Here is a 22,285-nt window from a genome sequence, read left to right as displayed (position 1 = left end):
GTTCCACGATATCGAACAGCGCGGCGACACGGGCAGCTTCTCGAATCTGGAGCGGCTTCTCGCAAGTTGGCGCCGCGCCGAGAGGCCGGGCAAGGACAGTGAGCCGCCTGCATCAATCATACGCATCAACCAGCCAGCGACGCGTCCTCATACGGAATGCCGCGACCGGCCGTGTGATCTCGCCGGTAGTCGCCGAGGCCCTCTGCATGAAGCCTCCGGATGTGCTGACGATCAACCAGGCCAGAAAGGTCGACGTCCTGAAGCAGGGATGACATGAGTTTGCCACTATGCGCAGGCTTGCCATGCCCTTCCGCGGCGTTTTGCGGGGCCTGTGAGTTGGGCAAGCTCGGCACTTCGATCGACTTGGCGTCACCCGGCTCATCGCCATCACGCGTTTCGGTCTGGTCCTACGCCGTGACGTTGACTCCGTTCGCGATGCCATTGAACTGCCGTGGAGAACGGCCGAGGCGGAAGGGCTGATCAACCGCCTGAAGACGATCAAACGTACCATTAGGCAGCGCCGGCTGCGAACTCCTTAGGCACGCATGCTGCCACTCAGCCGGCCTGATCACCACACGAAGCGAGGAAGAACCTGGTCAAGTGCAAAGCGACAATTGCCTCGACAGCAGGTCCCGGAAGGTTTATGCTGCCCGATGTTACCGCAATCCTGAATGGCGATTGAGTACCTTCACGAGTGAAGGGAGTGGAACTGCTTTGTCGGCCAAATTGTTGACGGAACGCCCGGCGCCCATTGTTGCTACATGTCTAGATTCTTGGGGCGTTTTGGATGATGCAATCCACCATCTCACTCCAAAGGGCAGTGGAATCTGGAACAATGTCGCTTTTGTACGCACGACATCCTTCGTGCCCGATTGGCATATTGTCTTTAACTCTGCTTCTCTTTTTGGGCTCCCTGTTGATATCGAGGCGAGCCCAAACAGGACAATTTTTGCAATCGGCGAACCGCCGACGAAAGCTCATCGTGCATTTCATGAAGGGCAGGGGAAAAATACTATCGTCCTGACGTCTGACGCAGAGCTGGTTGCTCGGAAGAATGCAGAGCGTCGATTCGTTTTGTCTCCACCTATCACTCGGTCTTGGTCTGTAAACAAGACATATGACCAACTTCTGGTCAGCGAAGTCGTGGACAAGCCGCTTCGGCTCTCATGGATTACCAGTAACATCGCCCTGCTTAAAGGACATCGGTATCGGCTGGCGTTTCTGGAACGGCTAAGAAAGGAGCTCGATTTTGACCTGTTCGGCCGAGGTTTTCGGCTGATTGGAGATAAATGGAACGCACTCGCACCTTATCGTTACAGTATAGCGTTCGAGAATACTCGTGCTGATTACTATTTTACAGAGAAGCTTATGGACTGCTTCGTCGCTGAAACAATGCCGATCTATTACGGCAGCCCGGCAATCACGAGGTTCTTCCCTTCGGACTCTATGGTTCTGATTGACCCAGAGGACAAGAACGTAATCCAAAAAATTCAAGAAATCATCAACTCAGACCTCTGGAAGGAACGTCGCGGCGCAATAAGAGAGGCGAAGCGGCTAGTCCTCGAGAAATACAATACGTTTGCTTATCTCGCGGGCTTCATCGAAAGCGTTCAGGATAAACCCTTGCCGCCAGAAATTATACACATCGAATCGCCTGAGGTTGATTTTTCGATAGACGAATGAAGTACTCCAACGCTCGCTTCGCGTGCCCGGCGGATGGTGGTCTGGCGAGATCGGTGAGGAACGCTTGGCGGAGAATGCCTGCTGCGCAGACGGGCCGGCACGGGCGCACAAGGTGATGCGCCCCCCGCTGCCGCTGATCAGACGAACTGGGGAAGGCCAGGAACGGAATTGAGAACCTCGTCCACGAGTTCGTCGCCGGCATGTTCCTTGGCGCAGGCGATCGTCTCGTTGGCGAGGGCGGCGATCTTTGCCATGCTGAGACCCTCACTCATCAATTGCTGCCCGAGCCCCATAAGGCCGCCACCCTCTGGGTCGTCGCCATGATACTTCGCTACTAATTCCGAAGCTCCCGGAATGGCCTCGATCATGCGCGCGCCGGGACCGTCGGCCGCGTGGCTCCGCAGGAACCCCAGCATTAGCCCAACGGCCTTCTCTGCGAGAGCCGGGCCGATGCCGGCACCAGTGGCGATGCGCGGTAAGATTTCTTCCATGCAGGGTCTCTCTCTCTCTAATTAGGTTTACAAGGGGCCGATCCGGCGCCCCGCGCCCTTGGCCGAACCACAATTGAACTCCACAAAATAGGCCAGCGGAAGTGCTATTGCGCCTAAAACCGCCTCTGTCAACGCAAGCTGCGTCGGACGTGCGTGTTTCGCAAACCGAAGATCATTCCAATTCACTTCATTACGCCTTGGCAACCGCACAGTTTGCGGTGGCTCCCCGCGCCCGTCAAATGATGACGACAACATGGTCATCGCTTAGGATCTGTGAATCAAGGTGTGAGGCAGTTACAGCGGGTGGACCTGCTCAAGCGCCGCGCCGTCCTCGCGTGATGGGATGTTCGTAGAAGCGGAGCTATATGCCGGTGTGACGATCGATAAAGGCAGAACGGCTATTCCGATACGACATCCATACTGTCGTATAGACCGTCGTTGCTTAGGTATTGAAACCGCCATCGTTGGTGACATCACAATGTGCAGTCGGCGGGTGTCGACAAGGCCGATTACGCAATCAGCAGGTCAGGAGGAACGAATGAACCCTGACGTTTCAGAAGCTCACTTTTCGCAAGGCGTGCAGCGCACATCGTGCAAGAGATTGCCAGTCTTGCGGATGCTGTCGACTTTCTCAACCTTGGCTGGAAGATCGCAGTGACCGAATCTACGAAGCCGCCCTCAGGGCGTGCTTTGATGCATAAAACCGGTTGCCAACCAGGGATACTCCTCCTCCCTGAAGTCCAATCGAGAAGAGCGATCACTTCCAAGAGGGTCCCAGCTCAGCTGCGAAAACAGGTGTGAGACCCCGTCCTCTCCCTCAAGCTGATCTAGCTCAGGGCGTTCATGAGCCGCAGATCGCATAATGGCTGCGTGGACGACGCAGGAAGACCAATTATGAAAATCCTATTCAGTACGATGGCTGTCACCTTGCTGGCACCCACCGCCTTTGCTGCGGATTCGATCCCCACCGACCTCAGAGATACGGCATTGGCCACCTTCACGGCTTTGCCATCCACCACGCCGACAGTCGCCAACAACCCGATCACCCCGGAAAAGATCGCTCTCGGCAAGGCACTGTTCTTCGATCCACGCGTCTCGGCGTCAGGCGTCTTGTCGTGCAATTCATGCCACAACCTGGCCACCGGCGGCGACGACAATCACGAAACCTCGATTGGCCATGGTTGGCAGAAGGGACAGCGCAACGCGCCGACTGTACTGAACGCTGTCTTCAATATCGCCCAGTTCTGGGATGGTCGTGCCGAAGACCTGAAGGCTCAGGCGAAGGGACCGGTCCAAGCCGGGATCGAAATGGCCAATACACCGGGCCAACTCATCGACACTCTCAAGTCCATGCCGCAATATGTCGAGTGGTTCGATGCAGCTTTTCCGGCTGAAGCCGATCGGGTCACCTTCGACAACTTCGCCAAGGCGATCGAAGCCTTCGAGGCGACACTGGTCACACCTGCCCCGTTCGACAGCTTCCTGAATGGTGATGAGGTTGCCATGACTTCCGAACAGAAACAGGGCCTGGTGCTTTTCATGGACAAAGGCTGCTCGTCCTGCCATGCCGGCATCAACGTTGGTGGGCAAGCCTATTACCCATTCGGCCTCGTGGAACGGCCCAGCGCCGAAGTCCTGCCGGACAAAGACAAGGGCCGATTTGAGGTCACCAATGCAGCCGACGATTCCTATGTCTTCCGCGTGGCGCCGCTGCGCAACGTTGCACTCACCGCGCCATACTTTCATTCGGGCAAGGTTTGGGATCTGAAACAGGCCGTCGCCATTATGGGGACCACCCAGCTCGGCGTAGTACTGGCGGACGAAGAAGTTGACCTGCTTGTTGCCTTCCTCAACTCGCTGACCGGAGAGGCACCTGACGTCGCCTATCCCATCTTACCCTCAGAAACGGCGACAACGCCCCGGCCTGTAACGCAGATCTCAGGAAAATAAGGGCCAACTGGCTGCGGACTCGCAATCGAAAATGATTGGCGATTTTTACTTGGCGACACGAATTGCGACGTCCATCTCCGAATTGGCGGGACGCTAGCGATACCCGAACCCTGCCACCTCGCCCGTAGTCTGCGCGATCAACTGGGGGCGGACAGACGCAGCACCATATATTGTCCTGAGCGAACGCGCCAAGCAGTCTACTTTGAGAAACGACGCGTGTCCGATTTGTTCGAGGCGCGGGGCCTGTATGTCCCCAAGGAACCAATATTATAGCGTAGTGCCACATTTATATTTCTGCGGGATTAAGACACGTGCCGTAGGGAAATTGCACATTTGCGCCGAGTGGCTCATTTCCAAGAGTGTGCCGGTTTGGCATGTTCACGGCCGACAGGAGCCAGCCGGTAGCTCACCACACGGTGAGGAAGGAGAAGCCTCAGGCCACTTTCTCCCGGAGCGCGCGCGCTGCAGCGACCATGTTAATGAGGGCAGGGCGGACCTCCTCCCACTTGCGTGTTTTGAGGCCACAGTCCGGGTTTACCCACAGTTGGCCGTCGGACAGTCGCTCGCGGGCAAGCATGATTAGGTCCGAAATCTCGCAGACCTCCGGCACACGTGGTGAGTGAATGTCATAGACGCCGGGACCGATCTCGTTCGGATATTTGGAGCTCGTGAAGGCGTCCAGCAGTTCCATCTTGGAGCGCGACGTCTCAATCGAAATGACATCCGCATCCATTCCAGCGATCGCGTCGATGATCTCGTTGAACTCCGAATAGCACATGTGGGTATGGATTCGAGTCGCGTCCTTTACACCCGTTGAAGCGATCCGGAAGCATTCGACAGCCCAGTCGAGATAGGCTTTCCAGTCAGATTGGCGCAGTGGCAATCCTTCGCGAAACGCGGCCTCATCGATCTGGATCATCCTTGCGCCGGACCTTTCGAGATCCGTCACTTCGTCGCGGATGGCGAGCGCGATCTGGCGGCAGGCTTCGGAGCGGGGTACGTCGTCTCGAACAAAGGACCAGTTGAGAATGGTCACTGGGCCTGTGAGCATTCCCTTCACAGGCTTTTCCGTAAGCGACTGGGCGAATTGCCACCAGCGCACCGTCATCGGATTGCGCCTCGATACGTCCCCGAAGATGATGGGGGGACGCACGTAGCGCGACCCATAGCTTTGCACCCAGGCATGCTGAGTGAAGGCGAAGCCGGACAGCTGCTCGCCGAAATGCTGTACCATATCGTTTCGTTCGAACTCACCGTGCACCAGCACGTCCAGCCCGATCTCTTCCTGCCAACGAATTGCTGACTCGATCTCCTTCTTCAGGAAAATCTCGTAGTCGACATAACTGAGCTGGCCCTTCGCATGAGCGGACCGCGCGCGGCGTACCTGCGGCGTCTGCGGGAAGGACCCGATTGTCGTCGTCGGGAACGGCGGCAGCCCGAGCGTGCCGGCCTGGACTCTGGAGCGCTCGCCAAAAGCGCTCTCTCGTCGTTTCATGCTATGGTCAATGCTGGCGATCCGCCCCTCAACAAGCGGGTCATGGATCTTCGTGGACGTCAAGCGAGTGGCGGCAGCCTCGGCAGAAGCTTTCAACGCGGCTGCCACCGCATCCCTGCCTTTGGAAAGGGCCCGGGCCAGCAAGACCAGCTCGTCGGTCTTCTGGGCCGCGAAGGCGAGCCACGACCTGATGTCGGCCTCGAGTTCCGTCTCCATGCGCAGGTCAATCGGCACATGCAGCATCGAGCAAGAAGGCGCGATTTCGACGCGGTCCAAGGGCCAGCCGGCGACGATCGGTTTGATGCGGTCGAGAATGGCGGGCAGGTTCGCACGCCAGACGTTGCGGCCATCGATCAAGCCGAGCGAGAGCACCAGATCCTTCGGAGCGAGCCGACCCACCGTTTCCAGCTGCTCGGGAGCGCGCACGAGATCAATATGCAGGCCGGCCAGGGGCAGAGAAACCGCGGTTTCGAGATTGTCTCCCAGCGACCCGAAATACGTAGCCAGCATGATCTTCAGCTCGGGCGCGGCTTTCGACAGCTGGCCATAGGCGAATTCGAACGCAGCTCGTTCGTTCGGGTTCAGATCGAGGACAAGCGCTGGCTCATCGATCTGCACCCAGTCGGCTCCCGACAGCTTCAGCCTCTGCAGGACTTGCTCGTAAACGGGCAGCAGCCGCGGTAGGAGCGCGATGGGACCGAACCCTTCGGCACGCGATTTCGCCAGCTTGAGGAAGGTGATGGGTCCAAGGATGACTGGGCGTGTGTGAATGCCGAGAGCTTTAGCCTCGAGGAAGTAATCGACCGGCTTCGATGACGAGAGGGCGAACGTCTGATCATCATCGAGTTCCGGCACAATGTAGTGGTAGTTGGTGTCAAACCACTTGGTCATTTCCATCGCGGTTACACCAGGTCCATGAGCCTCCTCCTGGTGACCAGCGTGTCCACAATCCTCCGTCTGACCCTGGTTGCCGCGCGCCATTGCGAAGTAGATGTCAAGTGGGACCTCGCCGCTATTCCAGCCGTACCGGGATGGAATGGCCCCGACCATGGCTGCGGTGTCGAGCACATGGTCGTAAAGCGAGAAGTCGTTCGACGGGATTTTCGACACGCCGCGATCGCGCTGCTCTTCCCAGCTAGCGGCTCGGAGCGCCTTCGACGTCGCAAGAAGGTCGCCAGCGGACGATGTTCCGGACCAGTAGCTTTCGAGGGCGAATTTCAGTTCTCGCCGACGACCGAAGCGCGGCACGCCGAGCGTTGCTACAGGAATTTGCTGAGAGACAGTCATGTCATACCCCGATGGTTGGGGGCGTCGGTGACAAGGAAGGCGCTAGCAGGCCGGCACGCCGGTTGCAGCGGCCACCGAGACACCCCGCCCGTGGACGTAATTCGCCGTGGCAGGTCTCTGGCTCGCGGGGTCATAGCCTCTACCCGTCTTCCCGAGGGTATTCGCCTCAGTGACATGAGTGGATTGGCTCGCCGCTAACAGTTGCGGGGGCAGCGCCGGCATCGCACCGGCTTCCCTCTTAGCTCCGCTGCGGCAGCACCGTACGCGAGAACCACAACAGCAGACAATCACAGCAACCCGCTCTTTGTCAATGACGCATAATGAAATGTTTATGTCGTTATATGGTCGCGTTTTACGCCTTTGTCTAGCATTGTGAAATATTCAGTCTGCTGCCCGCATTCGGCATCGTGGGACGTGATCGCAAGTCAAGTCCGACGGACGCCGCGAGTTCTCCGTTACCTCAGGAACCTTACTGGCCTTCCCCAAGCTGAGCTTCTGGAAAATGCTGGTGACGATCTGGATGACGGTGAATGCCGTCATGGCAAGCACGCCTTGCACCGCTCCTCCAGCGAGCTTCACGGCAGCAGCATGGGTCAGTTCTCCGAAGCGAATGGCTGTCGCTATCAGCGAGCTTTGACACAGTTCCGCCACTGCGGTCATCGCGTCAGTAGGGCGGGTGGTTAGTTGCCCGCGCATCTACAGCAACCCAGCCCCTTCCGCCTCGCGGCGCAAATTCTGCCTTGGCCTTGGGCCGATCTGCTGGATCACCAGGCCGGCCGCCAGCGAGCCAAGGTCGCCGCAGGTCTTGAGGTTGCGGCCCTGCGTGTAGCCATGCAGGAAACCGGCGGCGTAGAGGTCGCCGGCGCCGGTGGTGTCGACCAACTCCTTGATGGCGGTCGCCTCGATGACCACGGTCTCGTCGCCGCGCACGATCACCGAGCCTTTTTCGGAACGGGTGACGGCGGCAATCTTGCAGTCCTTGCGGATCTGAGCCAGCGCCTCGTCGAAGGATTTTGTCTGGTAGAGCGACTTGATCTCGTGGCTGTTGGCAAAGACGATGTCGACAGTGCCCGAGCGCATCAGCTCGAGGAACTCGTCGCGGTAGCGGTCGACGCAGAACGAATCCGACAACGTCATCGACACTTCGCGTCCGGCCTCGTGTGCGAGCTTCGCCGTCTGCCGGATCGCCTCCTTGGCGCGCGGCGGATCCCACAGATAGCCCTCGAAATAGCTAACCTTGGCGCCGGATGCCTTGTCGGCCTCGACATCGTCAGGGCCAAGCTCGACGCAGGCGCCGAGATAGGTGTTCATCGAGCGCTCGCCGTCGGGCGTGACGAAGATCATAGAGCGCGCCGTCGGCGGCTGGCCCTTGAGCGGCCTGGTGTCGAAGGCGACACCCTGTGCATGGATATCGTGCGCATAGATTTCGCCCAGCGCATCGTTGGAGACCTTGCCGAAGAAGGCGGCGCGTCCGCCGAAGCTGGCTACGCCGGCCGCCGTGTTGCCGGCACTGCCGCCGGAGGCCTCGATCGCCGGGCCCATGCGGCTGTAGAGCAGTTCGGCGCGGCGCGTGTCGATCAGGTTCATCGCGCCCTTGATGATGCCGTTGATCTCGAGGAATGCCTCGTCGCACTGGGCGATGATGTCGACAATGGCATTGCCGATGCAAAGCACGTCATAATCCGGCATCAATGTCTCCGCCAAAAAACCCGAGCCGGCTTCTCGCCACGCCTGCCAGGCGCGGGTCTGCCCGGTGGAAATGGGCTTTCCGCTTGCCAATCCGTTCGCCGGCGGCTCTCACGGGGCGGCGAGTCCTGCCTCGCGACGCAATTCGTCCGCCCTGTCTGTCTTCTCCCAGGTGAAATCAGGCTCTTCACGGCCGAAATGGCCATAGGTCGCTGTATTGCGATATATAGGGCGTAAGAGATCAAGCATCTTGATAATGCCTTTCGGTCTGAGATCGAACAACTCAAGAATGAGGCGCTCGATCCTGCTTTCCTCAACCCTGGCTGTCCCGAACGTGTTGACCATGACGGAAACCGGACTGGCCACGCCGATTGCGTAAGCAAGCTGCACCTCGCACACGTCCGCAAGTCCGCTAGCGACGATGTTCTTTGCGACATAGCGGGCTGCATAGGCAGCCGAGCGGTCAACCTTGGACGGGTCCTTGCCCGAGAAGGCGCCGCCGCCATGACGACCCATCCCGCCATAGGAATCGACGATGATCTTGCGTCCAGTGAGACCGCAGTCGCCGCGCGGCCCGCCGACTACGAACCGCCCCGTCGGGTTGACCAGAATTCTGATGCCTTCCGTCTCCAGGTGGGTCGGCAGGACAGGCTTTATGATTTCCTCAATGACGCCCTCGCGGACAGTCTCTTGCGAGACCTGCTCGTCATGTTGCGTCGACACGACGATGGTATCCAGGGCGACCGGGCGCAACCCCTCATAGCGCACTGAGACTTGGGATTTCATGTCAGGACGCAACCAGCCAAGCTGTTGTGCCTTCCGGACATACGCCTGCCGTTTCGTCAAGCGATGAGCGAGCTGGATCGGCAAAGGCATCAGGGTATCGGTTTCGCGGCATGCGTAGCCGAACATGAGGCCCTGATCTCCCGCTCCCTGCTGGAGGTCTTGCCCTCTTCCCTCGTCAACGCCTTGGCTGATGTCGGGCGACTGCTCGGTGAGGGCATGAACGACGGAGCAACGCCGGCCGTCAAAGCCGACGGCCTCGTCGTCGTACCCAATGTCGAGAATCGTATCGCGCGCAACTTGGCTGTAATCCACCTGGGCATCGCTGGTGATCTCGCCAGCCAGAACGACTATCCCTGATTTTACCAACGCTTCACAGGCGACGCGCGCCTTGGGATCTGTGCGGAGGATGGCATCGAGGATGGCATCCGAGATGTTGTCGGCCAACTTATCCGGGTGCCCCGCGCCAACCGATTCGGAAGAGAACACGAACTGCCTAGCCATGAATACCTCGCTTCGGATGTTGGATGTGGTATGGGCATTTTGCTTGGCCCACCTTACCTGTCGGAGATGCCCGGGACCTCGAACGCAGCGCACAAGTCGGCAACGTCTCTTCGCACGCAGGCATGGAGATCTTCGTCGTCTGGCCGCTGGAGGACGGAGTCAATGAAGCCAGCAATTTGCACCATTTCCACATCGCGCATGCCCATTGACGTCACTGCTGGCGCCCCCAGGCGAATTCCGCTTGTGACCGCCGGATGCCGCGGGTCGCCAGGCACCATATTAAAGTTTGTGATGATTCCTGCCTTTGCTAGTCGCTCGGCATAGGCCTTGCCCGATAGTGGCCGATCTCGAAGATCAAGGATCAGCATGTGATTGTCCGTCCCCCCGGTAACCAGGTCATAACCTCGCTCAAGCAGTGCATGTGCCAGAGCCTTGGCATTCTTGACCGTCTGTTGGCCGTAGCCTCGGAAGGACGGGTTCGCGGCTTCGTGCAAGGCAACCGCTAGCGCAGCGATGGCATTCATGTGAGGTCCGCCTTGCAGGTGAGGGAAGACCGCCCGGTCTATTCGTCTGGCGAGATTGTATTTGCTCTTTGTATGATACAGGGCCTGATAGCGATCTTCGTTCCTTGACAAAATGAAGCCACCGCGGGGACCGCGGATCGACTTGTGGGACGTGCTGCTGACCACGTCGCAATGGCCCACGGGATTCGGGTGCGCTCCCGCGGCAATCAGGCCGCTGATGTGCGCAATGTCGGCTACGAGATAGGAGTTCGCTTCCAGGGCAATTTCTGCCATTGCCGCGTAGTCAAAGACACGCGGGTAAGCGGTTCCGCCGACCCAAATGAGCCGCGGCCGTTCCCGCTTGGCTGTCTCGCGCAAGCGGTCATAGTCAATCTGCTGTGTCTTTTCATCTAGTCCATAGGGCACGCGTTGATAGTCAGTTCCGGAAAAGTTGATGGCCCAACCATGAGTCAGATGGCCCCCTTCCGGAAGGGGCAAGCCCATGACTTTGTCACCGGGACTCAAAAGCGCACGATAGACAGCCTGGTTGGCCGGCGAGCCGGAATAAGGCTGGACGTTGGCATGCTCGCTGCCAAATAGCGTTTTCAGGCGCCCAATGGCCAGATCCTCAAGCTCATCAACGATCTCGTTTCCAGCGTAGTAGCGCGCGCCGGGGTACCCCTCGGCGTACTTGTTCGTGAAAATCGAGCCGTTCGCTTCCAGCACGGCCGAGGACGCAAAGTTCTCTGAGGCGATGAGCTTGAGGGTCGTCCGCTCCTGCCGCTCCTGTCTCAGAAGCAGCTCGTGGACGCGGCAATCAACCGCGGCCAAGGAAGACCGCCCGTGGGTGTCCGGCTGTGCGATTGCGCCGTCTGCGGAGTTGTCCATGGTAGCTTCGGGCTCCAATTGGATTGACCTATTTCACGATCAAGCACGCGTTCCCTTTCGGCCGCGTGTCTCGTACCGCTTCGAGCCGCTGCAGGTCCTGTTTATGATAGCCGTCGCGATGGGGCAGGAGATCGACCAATAATTGAACCAGCCCGCCGTCGTTGGATCCTGCGTTGAGATGGTACGAGCGCCACGGAGGCTGTTCGTTGCAGCAAAGAAAGTCGGCTCTGGCGAGCAGCCGGACGTGTCGCGCAACCCGCTCTCGACACACGCTCAGAATCTCCGCTAGCTCGCAGACAGTTAGGTCCGCATGCGCACAAAGGCCCAGGATTCGAAGGCGGTCAGGATGCGCTGCCATGCGTAGGCGACTAACCAGTGTCATCATGGCTCAGGACCAAGTCCTACCGAATTTCTCATTTCGCGTTCTCCGCAGAAGTTGCGATTTCGAAGGGTTGTCCAACGACCGGACAAATCTCGGTGGCCGTGACGACCGTCGATATCCTGTGTCGAACAAACAAATGGGCGCTCTTCTTGCCTTTAGCCGAAATTGCAAGCAGTTCGGCCAGTCGAAGACAAGCGGGGCCACGGTTTGGAACCACTGACCTCAGACGTTGCAATAAGCCTACCATTCACAGCGAGCCGGAGTTGCTAAGAGTCTATGAATTTCCTTGAAGGATCTGTTGCAACGTTTGCCCAGCCTGGCCTGCTCCCGGTTTGCAGCGGTCATGGTCAGGCGATCCATCGCCTCTGCGAGCACGATCAGGAATTTGCCCTGCATCGCATCGCTGATCAGCTCCTGAAGGCCGGGACGCAACAGCGACCCGCCGCAGATCGCGCGGTGGGTATTGCTGTCGACGACTGTCCAGCCTTGCTTTTCAGCACGCAAGCAGCAGAGCCGCAACTGTTCCTCGATCGAGGCGTCTCGGTGATTGTCAGTTGAGTAGCGAGCGCCAAGCGCGACCTTCATGAGGCGGCCCCTTACTCCGGGACGCGGTCTCGCGTCTGGCTATCCGTTTCGGCTTGAACGAAATCCCGTGCGGCCTGTCGCGCCAGCAGCCGGACCAGATTGACGAAGCGTCGATCGGGCGTCGGCGACGCAGGCACGCCGATTCGCGGGCCGCGCCGGCGACCACACGAAGCTTTTCGGCTGTTGCCGTTTCGGCGCGCTATGATCGCGTTCCTGTCCTGACGCGAAATACTCCGTTTCGCGACAATGATGCCAAGTCACAGTGCTTCGACAAGCTGGAATTCTATCAATAACGCGCGTCGCGCAGGAGCCAGTGCTGGCCGATGACGGGGCACATTGTGCTCCGAAGAAGCCATGGCTATATATCCGGATAGAGAACGGAGGCACGCGATGGGCAACACTGCACAGAAGAGAGCCATCGAGAATTATCGCTCTCGCCTGGCTGAGCGCGGCATCGCGCGGTTCGAGATCCAGGCCTTCGACGCAGACCGCGATCTACTGCGAACTCTTGCCCGAAAATTAACGGAGAGCGGGCCGGATGCCCGACAGCTTCGTCGGACCATACAGCAAGCCGTGGCGGGTGAGCCACCGAAAGCGGGCAGCATTCTCGCCGCGTTGCGTCGCTCGCCTCTGGTTGGCTCCAATCTCGACCTCAGCCGGCCGCGCGAAGAGGGGCGCAAGATCGACCTGTGACGCGCTACCTTCTTCATACCAATATCATCAGCAACGTCATAAAGCCGGAGCCTTCGGGCTCGTTGCTGGCCTGGATGGGCGCGCAGAAGGACGAAGACCTCTTCATTGCTTCGCTTACTGTCGCCGAAATTCGCCGAGGCATCCTAGAGAAGCCGAAGGGGAAAAAGCGCAGCAGCCTTGAAACTTGGTTCGAGGGCTCCGAAGGCCCGCAAGCGCTGTTCGCTGGCCGCGTGCTATCGTTCGACGAGAAAGCTGGCCTCGTGTGGGCGCGGCTGATGGCCAACGGCAAAGCCAGAGGCCGTTCGCGGAGCGCCCTAGACACAATCATTGCCGCTGTAGCCGAAGCCAACGAGTGTGTCGTAGTGACCGACAATGAAAAGGACTTCGAGGACGTTCAGATAATCAACCCGCTCCGTAGCTCTGGAAGCCAAGCGGGTGATGATAGCTCCAACGGTCCGGCCGTTTCAATTTGAGGATTTCAGCGGCACGGAGTCCGAACGTCTCGTGTTCGCCTACCTTTAGCGATGGCTGGATTGATCTTACTTAGTTCGGCCAGGGACGTCTCTTCCAGTTCCGCTTTAATGCCATCCCGTTCATCTAGTCAGCTCGATCTACCAACAGTTCGCACGCACGAGCGCCGCGAACAAGGCGCGATCGCAGGGACTGCGCGATACGCGTGTCGAGCTCGTCCATCTTACACTCGATCTCGTCTTCGAAGGCCCTCTCGCCAAACGCCACTGTAGTCCATCCCGCGTGCGCCTCGGGGGCCTTCTCATCGAGGGTTTCTCGCCACTGGTCTGGCGCGCTACCAATGGCAAGTTCGCCCGCTGGGAACTCGTCGGTCTGCACTCCCAGCTCTGGGCATCCACATCAACTGCGGAGCTCTTCATAGCCGTGTTCTTCCTTTAGCTGGCAGCTCTCGAGCTCGACGAGCAGCCGATCAGCGACACCCGCGACCTCAAGTTCGACCCGGTTGACTCGATAACACCCTATTGGCAGATTCAGTCGGGGAGGATCTGCCCACTCCGATCACAAGCCGATCTTTCGACCCCGTGGTCGGGAATTCTCCATGGACCTTCGTGAAGAAGGAATGCAGCGCCGAAAGCCGAGGCGCTTCCGATACATCGAAGCCCCTTCCGAGTCGGAGCCCCGATTAGGCATTCCTGCCACTCTATCTAGCCGACCCCCGTGGCCGCGTTGCCGATCGGTGCGCACTGGTCGCCTACATCGCCCCGGCACGTGAAGATCGTCTCTGCTGACGCTCGTTGACAATTCAGGCCGCCTCCGGCTGGCGTTTGATCAGCGTCAGCGTCAACCAGCGCGCGGTCAGCGCCGGCTTTTTCGAGCCCTCGATCTCAATCGTCACGCCCAGCGCCGTCTGCACCCAGCCCGACGGCCTGACCTTGACGTCGGCCAGTACGAAACGGGTGCGGATGCGAGATCCGGTTTTCACCGGCGCCAGGAAGCGCAGCGATTCGAAGCCATAGTTGACACCCATCTTGCAGTTTTCGAGCGGCCGCATGGTCTCGAAAGTCATCGCCGACAAAAGCGAAAGCGACAGGAAGCCATGTGCGATGGTGCCGCCGAACGGCGTCTCGCGCTTGGCGCGCTCCGGATCGCAGTGGATGAACTGGTGGTCATCGGTGGCCTCGGCGAACTGGTCGATCATCTGCTGCGAGACCACCCGCCACGGCGACACGCCGACTTCCTTGCCGACGCTGGCCAGAAGTTCGTCGAGACTGATCGGTTCCACGCTAATGTCCTCCATTTCAACCGTCCGAAGCGCGAGCGGCTTCATTCCGAACAGTGTCAGCCCATGCTGCACCGACTGCCGGCCATCCATCGGCAGGATGGCGCCGGTGAGATGACTGCCGTCACGGCTGTACGAATAGAACGTTCCGCCGGCAATCTCATCGGCGCACCGATGCGCCGGATCCGAACATGGCCGCAGACGGGCTGGCTTGTACCTCGGTCGCGGTGCGCGTCCTACAGGCCAACGAAACAGCTCGTCTTGCTACCGGTGATCATTCCGCCGCGCCGCTATGCGGTATTGTCGCAAATTGATAAAATCAATTGTCTGGATAGTAACCATCCGTGTTTCGAATTTGGAGGAGTCCAGCAGACAGGGTGGCTTGTGGTCCTTGTTGAAGCGCGCCGGCCTCATTCACCGGTAGCACTGAGCCGGCAAGAAGCGCCAGTTCAATGACATTGGGTGTCGACACGGCAAAGCGGCATCAGATGCTACTTCATGATGCGGGATGGCGCTTGCTTCAAGAACGCTCGGCCTGACGTGGAAGCCAGCACCGGATCTGGATTGTCGGTGCGCGGATATTCGCGCAGCACAGCGGCAACCGCAGCGACGATCGATCTCAGCCGTTGCGAGCATGCCGATCTTGGTGGCGGCCACTCTGTTAGGCTGAAGCGTAGCGCGCATCTGATCCGCCACCGGACGGGGTTGCGTAACTTGGATTTCCAGGCGTGTTCATGGGTTTGCACCGTCAGCGCGCTGACAGCAAGGCAGGTGCGCACGCCACTGGAAGCGATCGTCTGGATCTCGCGGGCAATTCCAGCCCCCACCGCTGGTGTCTGACCCGACAGCAACGAGCACATGCGGTTCTCGCCTCGGCGCCATTGCTCTGGTCTTTCGATCCATTCTCGCGTGCGCGCTTCTGGGGCGTCGTTCAGCGCAAAGTCGGTGACCACGGCTGCGCTTTCCGCGCCAGCCTCAAAAAACGCCTTCGAGACGGTCAGGTTGAGGCCGCCGATGCAGACCAATGGGATCGGCGCGACCTGGTGCTTCCACCGCTGATCCGCTCGAGTCCTCGCGACGCCCATTCATCTTCTTGAGGCTGTTGGATAGACTGGGGCGAGCGCCACATACTCCGGTTCCGCCACTGGCGCCGTTTCCAGTTCGGTGTGATCGTGGATCGACAGGCCGAGCTTCAATCCGACGTATTTCATCGCCAGCATCGGCGGCAGCCAAATCCTTTTGACCAAGATGGACGAAGTCGCAGCCTTCCTCGATTGCCGTGCGCCAAATGTCGTTGACTCACTTGGCAACCATGGACCGCGCAGGCGTCGTTCGCGCGGCGGATTTCCGTCTGCAGTCCTTTCTCGTCCATATCCTTTATCCGGAGCTGCACCAGACGGACGCCGAGCGGCACCAGCCGGTCAATCCAGCCGGCACGTCCACGACTTCATGAGAAGACGGCCCTGCCGATCGTCGGTGGGTAGCGCCGTTCGAGCATTCCCGAGCTGAAAGCTTCACGACCGGCATCGACCGCTTTGCCGAACGCACGCGCCATGCCGACCGGATCGGCCGCCCTCGGGACCGCCGTGTTCAGGAGCACGGCGTCAAACCCGAGCTCTATGACGGTCGCCGCGTACGACGGCCGTCCGAGCCGTGCATGCACAATCAACGGAATGTAGGGGGAATGTCCGCGCATCAACTGGACCTCGGAGCTCAACGCTTCATCGCATTAGAATGAGCGTTCGAAACGCAGGATACCGCCGACACTGCTCTTCTTGTTGGCATTGGTCCAGTTCACTTCGGAAGCTTTCACCTTTCCGACGGCGGAGCCTCCGTAGCGGTCATAGTCGAGTTCAGCCGTAACTGTGAAATCGGGAAGGAACGCATAGGCGACGTTCGCAGCGACACCATAGTTGTTGAGCTGATCACCCGAGAGCTGAAGGTTGAACGAAGCTGACTCGGTGAGCTCGTAACCGGCGCCAGCCCAGAAAGCCCAGTTCCCACCCCAAGGTTTATAGAAACCGCGACCATGAGCGTCTACCGAATTCGTCGAGCCGTAGTTGAGCTGGCCATGGGAACCGTAGCCCAACATTCCGGATAGCAATAGTTCGTTGGTGACATTGATGTCGACACGGACCTTGGCGGCCACCGATTCGTAGTTGCTATCATAAGCTGCAACGCCGGTGATCGCTCCCCAGCCATGTGCGTATTTCAAGCCGCCTACTATGTGGGGAGCGTAGCTGTCGATTGTGCCGACCACGTCCGAGCCTTGTTCCAGCGAAACCACGGCCGAAAAGCCGTTCCCTGCGTCCAAGTAGTACTGAACCACATTGGTATCGAAAGCGCCGTACGGAGCCGGCGTCTGGTTCAGTACATCACCCGCGCAGCCAATAAACATGTCGAAAGCCGACCGGTCCTTACCAACTCGCAGGCCACCAAGCTGAATCCAGGCGATAGTCAGGCCGCTGCCTCCGTTCAAGGCATAGGACCGAGAACTGTCCGAAACCGATGTCTGGTGGCTGCCGAAGTTCACGCGGGTTTCGGTGTAGGTCTTCAACGTCCCGCGTTCGGTCTCCTGGCCGGTCCAGGTTTTCAATGTGAAGCGTGTGTTGTTTTGCCACGCGCTCTGATGCTCACCAGTCCTCACATCCGAGGTTCTTGAGTGGTCAAACAATCCGACGTTGTAACGGACAGAGCCGCCGATTCGCAGGCAGGTCTCGGTGCCTGAAATGTAGACGTAGCCCGAGCCGTAGACGTCGCAGATCTTGACGTACTCAGTCGGGTCAGGCTCGGCGGCGGTGCTGACGGCGCGAGCGTTGGAAACGGCAATCAGTGCCGCAGTTGAGCCGAGGAGGAGGCTCCTAATGGTCATTGTCGATCTCCGCTTTAATAATAAAGTGATGGACGCGAGTGATTCTGTGAACAGCTTTGAAACGTGCGCAGTTTTGCTGCGCCGCCAGCTAAGCCCTGAAGGAGATCCTAGAATGTACTCTGGTGATTGTTGTCCAATATTTGGTTTTAGCTGCCGATAACATAATTTTCGCCGAAATGGAGGTATGCAAAATTTTGTACAATCATCACAGTCAACTCAGCTGGTAGAGGTAGGCGTCACAAAGGGTCCTGCATTCGACCGCAAATGACGTGCCAGCCTGACGACCAGCTGCGGCTTGAAGCTCAATTGTGCGGGCGGACCTTGGTTCGCACTTCCTTGTTTTTGCCTTGCGGATCCACCCAAGCACGAACGGAAAACGTTCGGCTACAGTTCGACTGTTCGCTTCGCGACAGTTTCGTTCAATGGGGACAGCATTGTTTGTGGTGAGCCCGATTTGAGGCATCATGCGGCGGCACCGCTCGGCACGACGCCGTCATGTTGGCGAGCTGATGCTCGACAACTACGCGCTGCAGCCTTGCACCAAACAGCGCTCGGCAATAAGTCTCGACCAGCGCTCAAAGTCCCGATAGGTCCGGCCGTTAGGATGGAGTGCGCAGGCCACCCCTTCACGCTGGAATTCTTCGAATGTGATGGCGATACGCTTTATCGCGTGAAGATCATCTGTTCGCGGATTGTCGAGCAGAAGACCGAAGTTCGGGGTCGTTACAAGCGCGATTCCAAGTTCCTTTGTCCCCCTAATGATGGCGGTGCGCTGCTCGCCAAGGGTCCACCACGGTTCAATCCGATGATCGTGATTGACGCCGGTTAGAACAATGTCAGCGGTGGCGTCTATGTTGTATGTGCGACAGAGGTTTCGCGCGTTTCGAAGTGAAGCTTCCCGTGTTTGAAATCGATGAGATCGGGCAAGCGCCAGGCGAACACTTTGCCAGCGAGCGGCGTCGTTCGACTGCTTCCATGGTAGATGAGCGGCACGATATCCGCGCTCAATTGGGCAGAACAAACTGCCGTGCGTGGAATGTCCTCAAATCCGAAGCCGCCAACCTCGCGCATCTGCTGCACAAAGAGCTGCGGCTTATGCCGCCGCCAATGCTCACGATTGGCCAAATCTTTGGAAGTTGGCTCTCCGGGATCGATGAATCTGAGAAATACGCATTCGCCATAGCGCTACTCCGGGACGCGGCACTGCCGCATCAAATGCGAAAACGTGATCGGGACCGCGCGGAAGCGCTACACCTCGCAGGTGGGCGTCCACCATCGCTCCGGAATCGCGCCGTTGCTCTGGCGCAAGAACGCGGCGAGGTACGGACTCGCGATCTCACCGACGTCGGCATCCCACGGGGCTACCTCTCCCGGATGTGCGAGGAAGGGCTGCTCGTGAAGGTCGGCTATGGGCGGTATCGAGCCGCTGCCTACGTTGAAGCGAACTGAGCTGGCTAGGCGAGTGACTTCAGGATGACCCCGGAAGTATTATCAAAGAGATCGTTGCGGAAAATTCAGATTGGCATGTGCTCAAACGTGATCCAGAATTTCCGTTGAGCAAAGTTGGTAGTGAAAGCGCGTGACCTCGTCGGCGTGTGGCAGAAGGCGATTTCAGCTGTGATTGACAAGACCGCGCCTGCTGGTCGCTGAACGGTCAGCGACAAGAGGCCTGGCACACTAGCACACGTGAGTTCAGGGCTCATGAAAGGGTAATGCTCAACAATCCTGCTCAATGAACGTCGTAATGAATGACGAGCTTGTTCTGAGTATTTAACAGGTGAGCGATTTCAGGGGCGTGAATTCGGTTCATTCAGGTTGTAAGGTCCAAAAAGGTTGCAACTTACTACCGACACCGTCCCGTCATCGCGCAATTGCAATTCGATCTAACCGGCTTATTCTGAGCTGTCGGGGAAATGTTACAGCGGAGGGAAACCGTGAACGATTTGCTGACCAAACCGGCTACGCCCAGGTCAAGACATTTCAATCTGAAACTGGCTGTCGCAGCCGTGTCTATCACTTACGCGCTTTTCGGCGTCTACGGCAAATCCTTCGGCGATGCATTCTTCGGCATCATTCTGGCGCTCATAGCCTTCCTCGACGAGTATGGATTTGACACGAACCGTTATGTCGATGCGGCGCGGCAAAAGTTGCAAAGGTTCTATCGGCAAGGTGATAAGATCGCGCGGGTTCTCGTCTTCACTATCGGAGTCGGTGGAACCGCTCTGATCGTGGACTGGATATTCAATCTCAACGTCATCCCGATCGATGCGGTCGATCCATGGATAAAGCGTCTGGCGCCGGCGCTGGTCATTGCCGCGACAACGCTTTTTCTCGTGACTTTCTTTTCCAAGTTTTTCTATCAGCTCAACGTCACCGTCGCGGATCGAATATCGAACCGGATTGAGATCACGCTCTACCTGGCCACATCGCTCTTTATTGTTTCGAACATCGTCTTCTGGATCGGGATTAATGTCGAAAACGCGCTTCCCTCCTCCTCCACCGATCTGAACAGGTATGATCCAGGGCAATGGGCAGACATTTCTCCGTGGTGGCAGAATTTGCTTCTGTCCCTTGTCCTAATCTCCCTGGTTTGGCTGACCGCCAGCTTCATTTGGGCCTTCTCGCGCTACGCGGAATATTATTGGCGCGACGTACCGCTGAACTCCAAGCCCAAGAGGGCTCAGAACCAGGACGGCAGAAGTACGAAATCCAAGTAACAGCCGCAGGTTGGCGGCAGCGATTGATCATGTTCGACCGGAATCGCCGGTGTTAGATAGGAGTGGCTTCTTCGATGTAAAAATGAGCGAACTTCTTGTGGTTGCGTGGAGCCTGAGGTCGGTAAGGTCCGAACCCGGCGCACTGCGGGACGTCGCTGAACTCAAAGCGTGCGTCGACGGTGGGATGGACTACAGCCTCCGGATTGATCTCTCGGAGTTTGGCCTTGTAGCCTAGTTTGGCGGTCAACCATGAGAGCCACGTAGGGGGCCGGCAAACAAAGGCCTGTGATCTTGAGCCGAAGCCAGGGCTTGTTGGCTCACTTGGCTTCGCCCAGTTCCAGCCTCAGCTTGTGCAGGAAGGTTTCGAGAGTGCCCTCGTCTTTCGGCCAATCCGTTGGCATAGACGGTCTTTAAGGCGGAGTCTTTGTAACGGACCGTGCGGCTACGAGCCGGCCTCGGCTACTATGCTAGTATCGGGGATTTATTTGCTAGGAGTGGGACATGGGCATTAACGATATTTCGACAGATCCATTGGCTGACCTCGAGGACGCTTGTGACCTTATGGATGGCAGTTGCGCCGGGCGCACTCACTTCATCCTCCACCAGACCGTGGACGGAAAGCTCACCTACCACACAGTGAAGCCTTGGATTGGGAAAAAGCGTAACAAGTCGCACGCGGTAATTCTCAAAACGGGAGAGGTGGTCCATTTGTGGCCATTCCAAGAGACGAACGTGTGGGCGACGAAGGCAGAGTCCGGCTTGAAGCCAAAGAACGGAAAGCTGCCTAAGTTCGACCTTAAGGGCAAGGCAATTAACATTGAAATAGACTACGAGGAGGGGGGCTCTCCGAACTCGGCGCAGTACACGAGCCTAGCGGCTTGTTATATTGGCGCTTGCCGTACGGTCGATCGAGTTCTCACAATCGTGCCACATATAGAAATCGATCGCGGGATTCCGGACGGCCACAGTGACCCGCAGAACTTCAATTACACGGGATTCTACGAGCGATTGAACGATCTGGGCGTGGACATGGATCGGGTTCCTCGGTTCGACCATGACCGATATTGGGCAAAGGAGTCGTACAAGGTCCCGTACGCGGATGATTGGTTTTCATGGCCACCGGTGCTGACCGGCGACCCGCATGCCAAACCCAAGGGGGTCGAGCGAGTGGCGAGCCCGCACGGCGATCAGCGCGAGTGGGCAGGGATGCTGTCGAAAGATGCCAGCTTTCACCTCGTTTCAACTGGCGCGATGGGGGTCAAAGAGTTCGATCGCCTTATTCGAAGACTTGAGCAGGAGAGGGAGATTCTTGCCGAGGAAACCGAGGAGCGGGATGAAAACTGAGACGACCACGCGCCACGATCTTCCAAACGTTGATCATTACTGGGGCAGCGGCATTCTGAGGCGAGCCAGTGCTCGAGAAGGGTCCGCCGTTCTGCGCGGGCAATCGGGTGTATTTTGGGAATGGGCACGAATGGCGGACGGGAGCTAGCATCTTGTGAGTCATCTAGGAATTGCTGAAACTCCGAGCGCAAAGATGCCACAGGTGGGCTGCTGATAGCTACGCCTGAAGGAGCGCACTTCAGACAGTCGCTTATCGATGTATGAAGTTAGGTCCTTGAGATAAACGCCTTTGGCACTCTTCTGGCTTCTTTCCTGCTCTGGCTAGCGGAAGCTCAATTTTTCCAGCGCTCACTGTACGAAAAAATTGGTGAGCGTCTGTTGTTCGGCAGCCATCGGCAAGCGCTCAGAGGCGCCGAAGGCGCGTTCGTCGTCATGTTGCTCCCATCTGGGCGCCGTCGCCCGATTGCAAAGGAGCAAAGGGAGCGTGATCGCAAGCTAGTCGAGGCGCTCGGCAAGGCAGCTCCGCCGGTAGTGTGCTGAGAGTTCTGCAAATTCGCTGAGAGGGGGCGGCCATGATGCTGGTCATGCGGCTTGGCGCAGAGCGAGCTTCTTGTGCTCGCGCAGGTCGTCCATGTTGATGTATCGGTTGGCCTCCATCCAGTTTTCATTGGT

The 22,285-nt window shown here is 58.3% G+C and carries 15 protein-coding genes, 2 pseudogenes and 1 riboswitch; of the genes and pseudogenes, 7 read left to right on the top strand and 10 right to left on the bottom strand.

What is annotated here, in order from left to right; all coding sequences use genetic code 11:
* Positions 1-678: 678 nt before the first annotated feature.
* Positions 679-1,683, top strand: coding sequence for a glycosyltransferase family 10 domain-containing protein (locus tag NKJ57_RS27100; protein ID WP_352513351.1), 1,005 nt, complete (start codon positions 679-681; stop codon positions 1,681-1,683).
* A gap of 137 nt (positions 1,684-1,820) precedes the next feature.
* Here the strand turns inward: NKJ57_RS27100 and NKJ57_RS27095 are convergent, their stop codons facing one another.
* Entirely contained in the window at positions 1,821-2,174 is a 354-nt protein-coding gene (locus tag NKJ57_RS27095; RefSeq protein WP_023730031.1) for a hypothetical protein, read from the bottom strand.
* A gap of 894 nt (positions 2,175-3,068) precedes the next feature.
* Between NKJ57_RS27095 and NKJ57_RS27090 the strand changes: the two genes are divergently transcribed.
* Entirely contained in the window at positions 3,069-4,124 is a 1,056-nt protein-coding gene (locus NKJ57_RS27090) for a cytochrome-c peroxidase (RefSeq protein WP_352513349.1), read from the top strand.
* 433 nt (positions 4,125-4,557) lie between these two features.
* Here NKJ57_RS27090 and metE read toward each other — a convergent pair whose 3' ends face one another.
* The 5 genes from metE to NKJ57_RS27060 all read right to left on the bottom strand — a co-directional run bounded on the left by metE (position 4,558) and on the right by NKJ57_RS27060 (position 12,237).
* Positions 4,558-6,906: a 5-methyltetrahydropteroyltriglutamate--homocysteine S-methyltransferase gene (gene metE / locus NKJ57_RS27085; protein ID WP_031194851.1), complete on the bottom strand. Its 2,349-nt coding sequence runs from the start codon at positions 6,904-6,906 to the stop codon at positions 4,558-4,560.
* A gap of 91 nt (positions 6,907-6,997) precedes the next feature.
* Positions 6,998-7,197: riboswitch (cobalamin riboswitch) on the bottom strand.
* A 405-nt stretch (positions 7,198-7,602) separates the two neighbouring features.
* Entirely contained in the window at positions 7,603-8,595 is a 993-nt protein-coding gene (locus tag NKJ57_RS27080; RefSeq protein ID WP_286440958.1) for an adenosine kinase, read from the bottom strand.
* A gap of 108 nt (positions 8,596-8,703) precedes the next feature.
* Complete coding sequence (gene metK / locus NKJ57_RS27075) at positions 8,704-9,879, bottom strand: methionine adenosyltransferase (RefSeq protein WP_023693516.1); 1,176 nt, start codon at positions 9,877-9,879, stop codon at positions 8,704-8,706.
* Positions 9,880-9,932: 53 nt separating this feature from the next.
* Positions 9,933-11,270: a serine hydroxymethyltransferase gene (glyA, locus tag NKJ57_RS27070; RefSeq protein ID WP_352513346.1), complete on the bottom strand. Its 1,338-nt coding sequence runs from the start codon at positions 11,268-11,270 to the stop codon at positions 9,933-9,935.
* A 622-nt stretch (positions 11,271-11,892) separates the two neighbouring features.
* Complete coding sequence (locus tag NKJ57_RS27060; RefSeq protein ID WP_023743336.1) at positions 11,893-12,237, bottom strand: recombinase family protein; 345 nt, start codon at positions 12,235-12,237, stop codon at positions 11,893-11,895.
* Between the two features lie 390 nt (positions 12,238-12,627).
* On the opposite strand from NKJ57_RS27060, the gene NKJ57_RS27055 reads away from it, so the two are divergent.
* Positions 12,628-12,930 (top strand): hypothetical protein, encoded by a 303-nt coding sequence (locus NKJ57_RS27055; protein ID WP_023671839.1) that lies wholly within the window; start codon positions 12,628-12,630, stop codon positions 12,928-12,930.
* Complete coding sequence (locus tag NKJ57_RS27050; protein ID WP_023685624.1) at positions 12,927-13,403, top strand: type II toxin-antitoxin system VapC family toxin; 477 nt, start codon at positions 12,927-12,929, stop codon at positions 13,401-13,403. The genes NKJ57_RS27055 and NKJ57_RS27050 overlap by 4 nt, the downstream gene beginning before the upstream one ends.
* A gap of 800 nt (positions 13,404-14,203) precedes the next feature.
* Here NKJ57_RS27050 and NKJ57_RS27045 read toward each other — a convergent pair.
* From NKJ57_RS27045 to NKJ57_RS27030, 4 genes and pseudogenes are all read right to left on the bottom strand, one after another.
* Complete coding sequence (locus tag NKJ57_RS27045) at positions 14,204-14,698, bottom strand: MaoC family dehydratase (RefSeq protein ID WP_031203438.1); 495 nt, start codon at positions 14,696-14,698, stop codon at positions 14,204-14,206.
* An 863-nt stretch (positions 14,699-15,561) separates the two neighbouring features.
* A pseudogene (locus tag NKJ57_RS27040) lies at positions 15,562-16,106 on the bottom strand (thiamine phosphate synthase); the annotation flags it as partial.
* A gap of 21 nt (positions 16,107-16,127) precedes the next feature.
* A pseudogene (locus NKJ57_RS27035) lies at positions 16,128-16,391 on the bottom strand (thiazole synthase); the annotation flags it as partial.
* 18 nt (positions 16,392-16,409) lie between these two features.
* Positions 16,410-17,552, bottom strand: coding sequence for a porin (locus NKJ57_RS27030; protein ID WP_352463750.1), 1,143 nt, complete (start codon positions 17,550-17,552; stop codon positions 16,410-16,412).
* 900 nt (positions 17,553-18,452) lie between these two features.
* Here NKJ57_RS27030 and NKJ57_RS27025 point away from each other — a divergent pair.
* The 3 genes from NKJ57_RS27025 (at position 18,453) to NKJ57_RS27015 (ending at position 21,613) form a co-directional block, all read left to right on the top strand.
* Positions 18,453-19,001 (top strand): type IV toxin-antitoxin system AbiEi family antitoxin domain-containing protein, encoded by a 549-nt coding sequence (locus NKJ57_RS27025; protein WP_352513344.1) that lies wholly within the window; start codon positions 18,453-18,455, stop codon positions 18,999-19,001.
* A 485-nt stretch (positions 19,002-19,486) separates the two neighbouring features.
* Complete coding sequence (locus tag NKJ57_RS27020) at positions 19,487-20,269, top strand: hypothetical protein (protein WP_023712852.1); 783 nt, start codon at positions 19,487-19,489, stop codon at positions 20,267-20,269.
* 501 nt (positions 20,270-20,770) lie between these two features.
* Positions 20,771-21,613 (top strand): hypothetical protein, encoded by an 843-nt coding sequence (locus tag NKJ57_RS27015; RefSeq protein ID WP_352513342.1) that lies wholly within the window; start codon positions 20,771-20,773, stop codon positions 21,611-21,613.
* Positions 21,614-22,285: the final 672 nt, after the last annotated feature.

Origin of the sequence: Mesorhizobium sp. M0077, from assembly GCF_040322955.1 — a bacterium.
Taxonomy (GTDB): Bacteria; Pseudomonadota; Alphaproteobacteria; order Rhizobiales; family Rhizobiaceae; genus Mesorhizobium.
Note: the sequence above shows the minus strand (reverse complement) of the source record. Positions and strands in the feature narration are given on the sequence as shown.

Bases quoted from the DNA above. Each gene is read 5' to 3' on its own strand.
- NKJ57_RS27095 (WP_023730031.1), bottom strand. From the start codon at position 2,174: ATGGAAGAAATCTTACCGCGCATCGCCACTGGTGCCGGCATCGGCCCG.
- NKJ57_RS27090 (WP_352513349.1), top strand. From the start codon at position 3,069: ATGAAAATCCTATTCAGTACGATGGCTGTCACCTTGCTGGCACCCACC.
- metE (WP_031194851.1), bottom strand. From the start codon at position 6,906: ATGACTGTCTCTCAGCAAATTCCTGTAGCAACGCTCGGCGTGCCGCGC.
- NKJ57_RS27080 (WP_286440958.1), bottom strand. From the start codon at position 8,595: ATGCCGGATTATGACGTGCTTTGCATCGGCAATGCCATTGTCGACATC.
- metK (WP_023693516.1), bottom strand. From the start codon at position 9,879: ATGGCTAGGCAGTTCGTGTTCTCTTCCGAATCGGTTGGCGCGGGGCAC.
- glyA (WP_352513346.1), bottom strand. From the start codon at position 11,270: ATGGACAACTCCGCAGACGGCGCAATCGCACAGCCGGACACCCACGGG.
- NKJ57_RS27060 (WP_023743336.1), bottom strand. From the start codon at position 12,237: ATGAAGGTCGCGCTTGGCGCTCGCTACTCAACTGACAATCACCGAGAC.
- NKJ57_RS27055 (WP_023671839.1), top strand. From the start codon at position 12,628: ATGGGCAACACTGCACAGAAGAGAGCCATCGAGAATTATCGCTCTCGC.
- NKJ57_RS27045 (WP_031203438.1), bottom strand. From the start codon at position 14,698: ATGGAGGACATTAGCGTGGAACCGATCAGTCTCGACGAACTTCTGGCC.
- NKJ57_RS27030 (WP_352463750.1), bottom strand. From the start codon at position 17,552: ATGACCATTAGGAGCCTCCTCCTCGGCTCAACTGCGGCACTGATTGCC.
- NKJ57_RS27015 (WP_352513342.1), top strand. From the start codon at position 20,771: ATGGGCATTAACGATATTTCGACAGATCCATTGGCTGACCTCGAGGAC.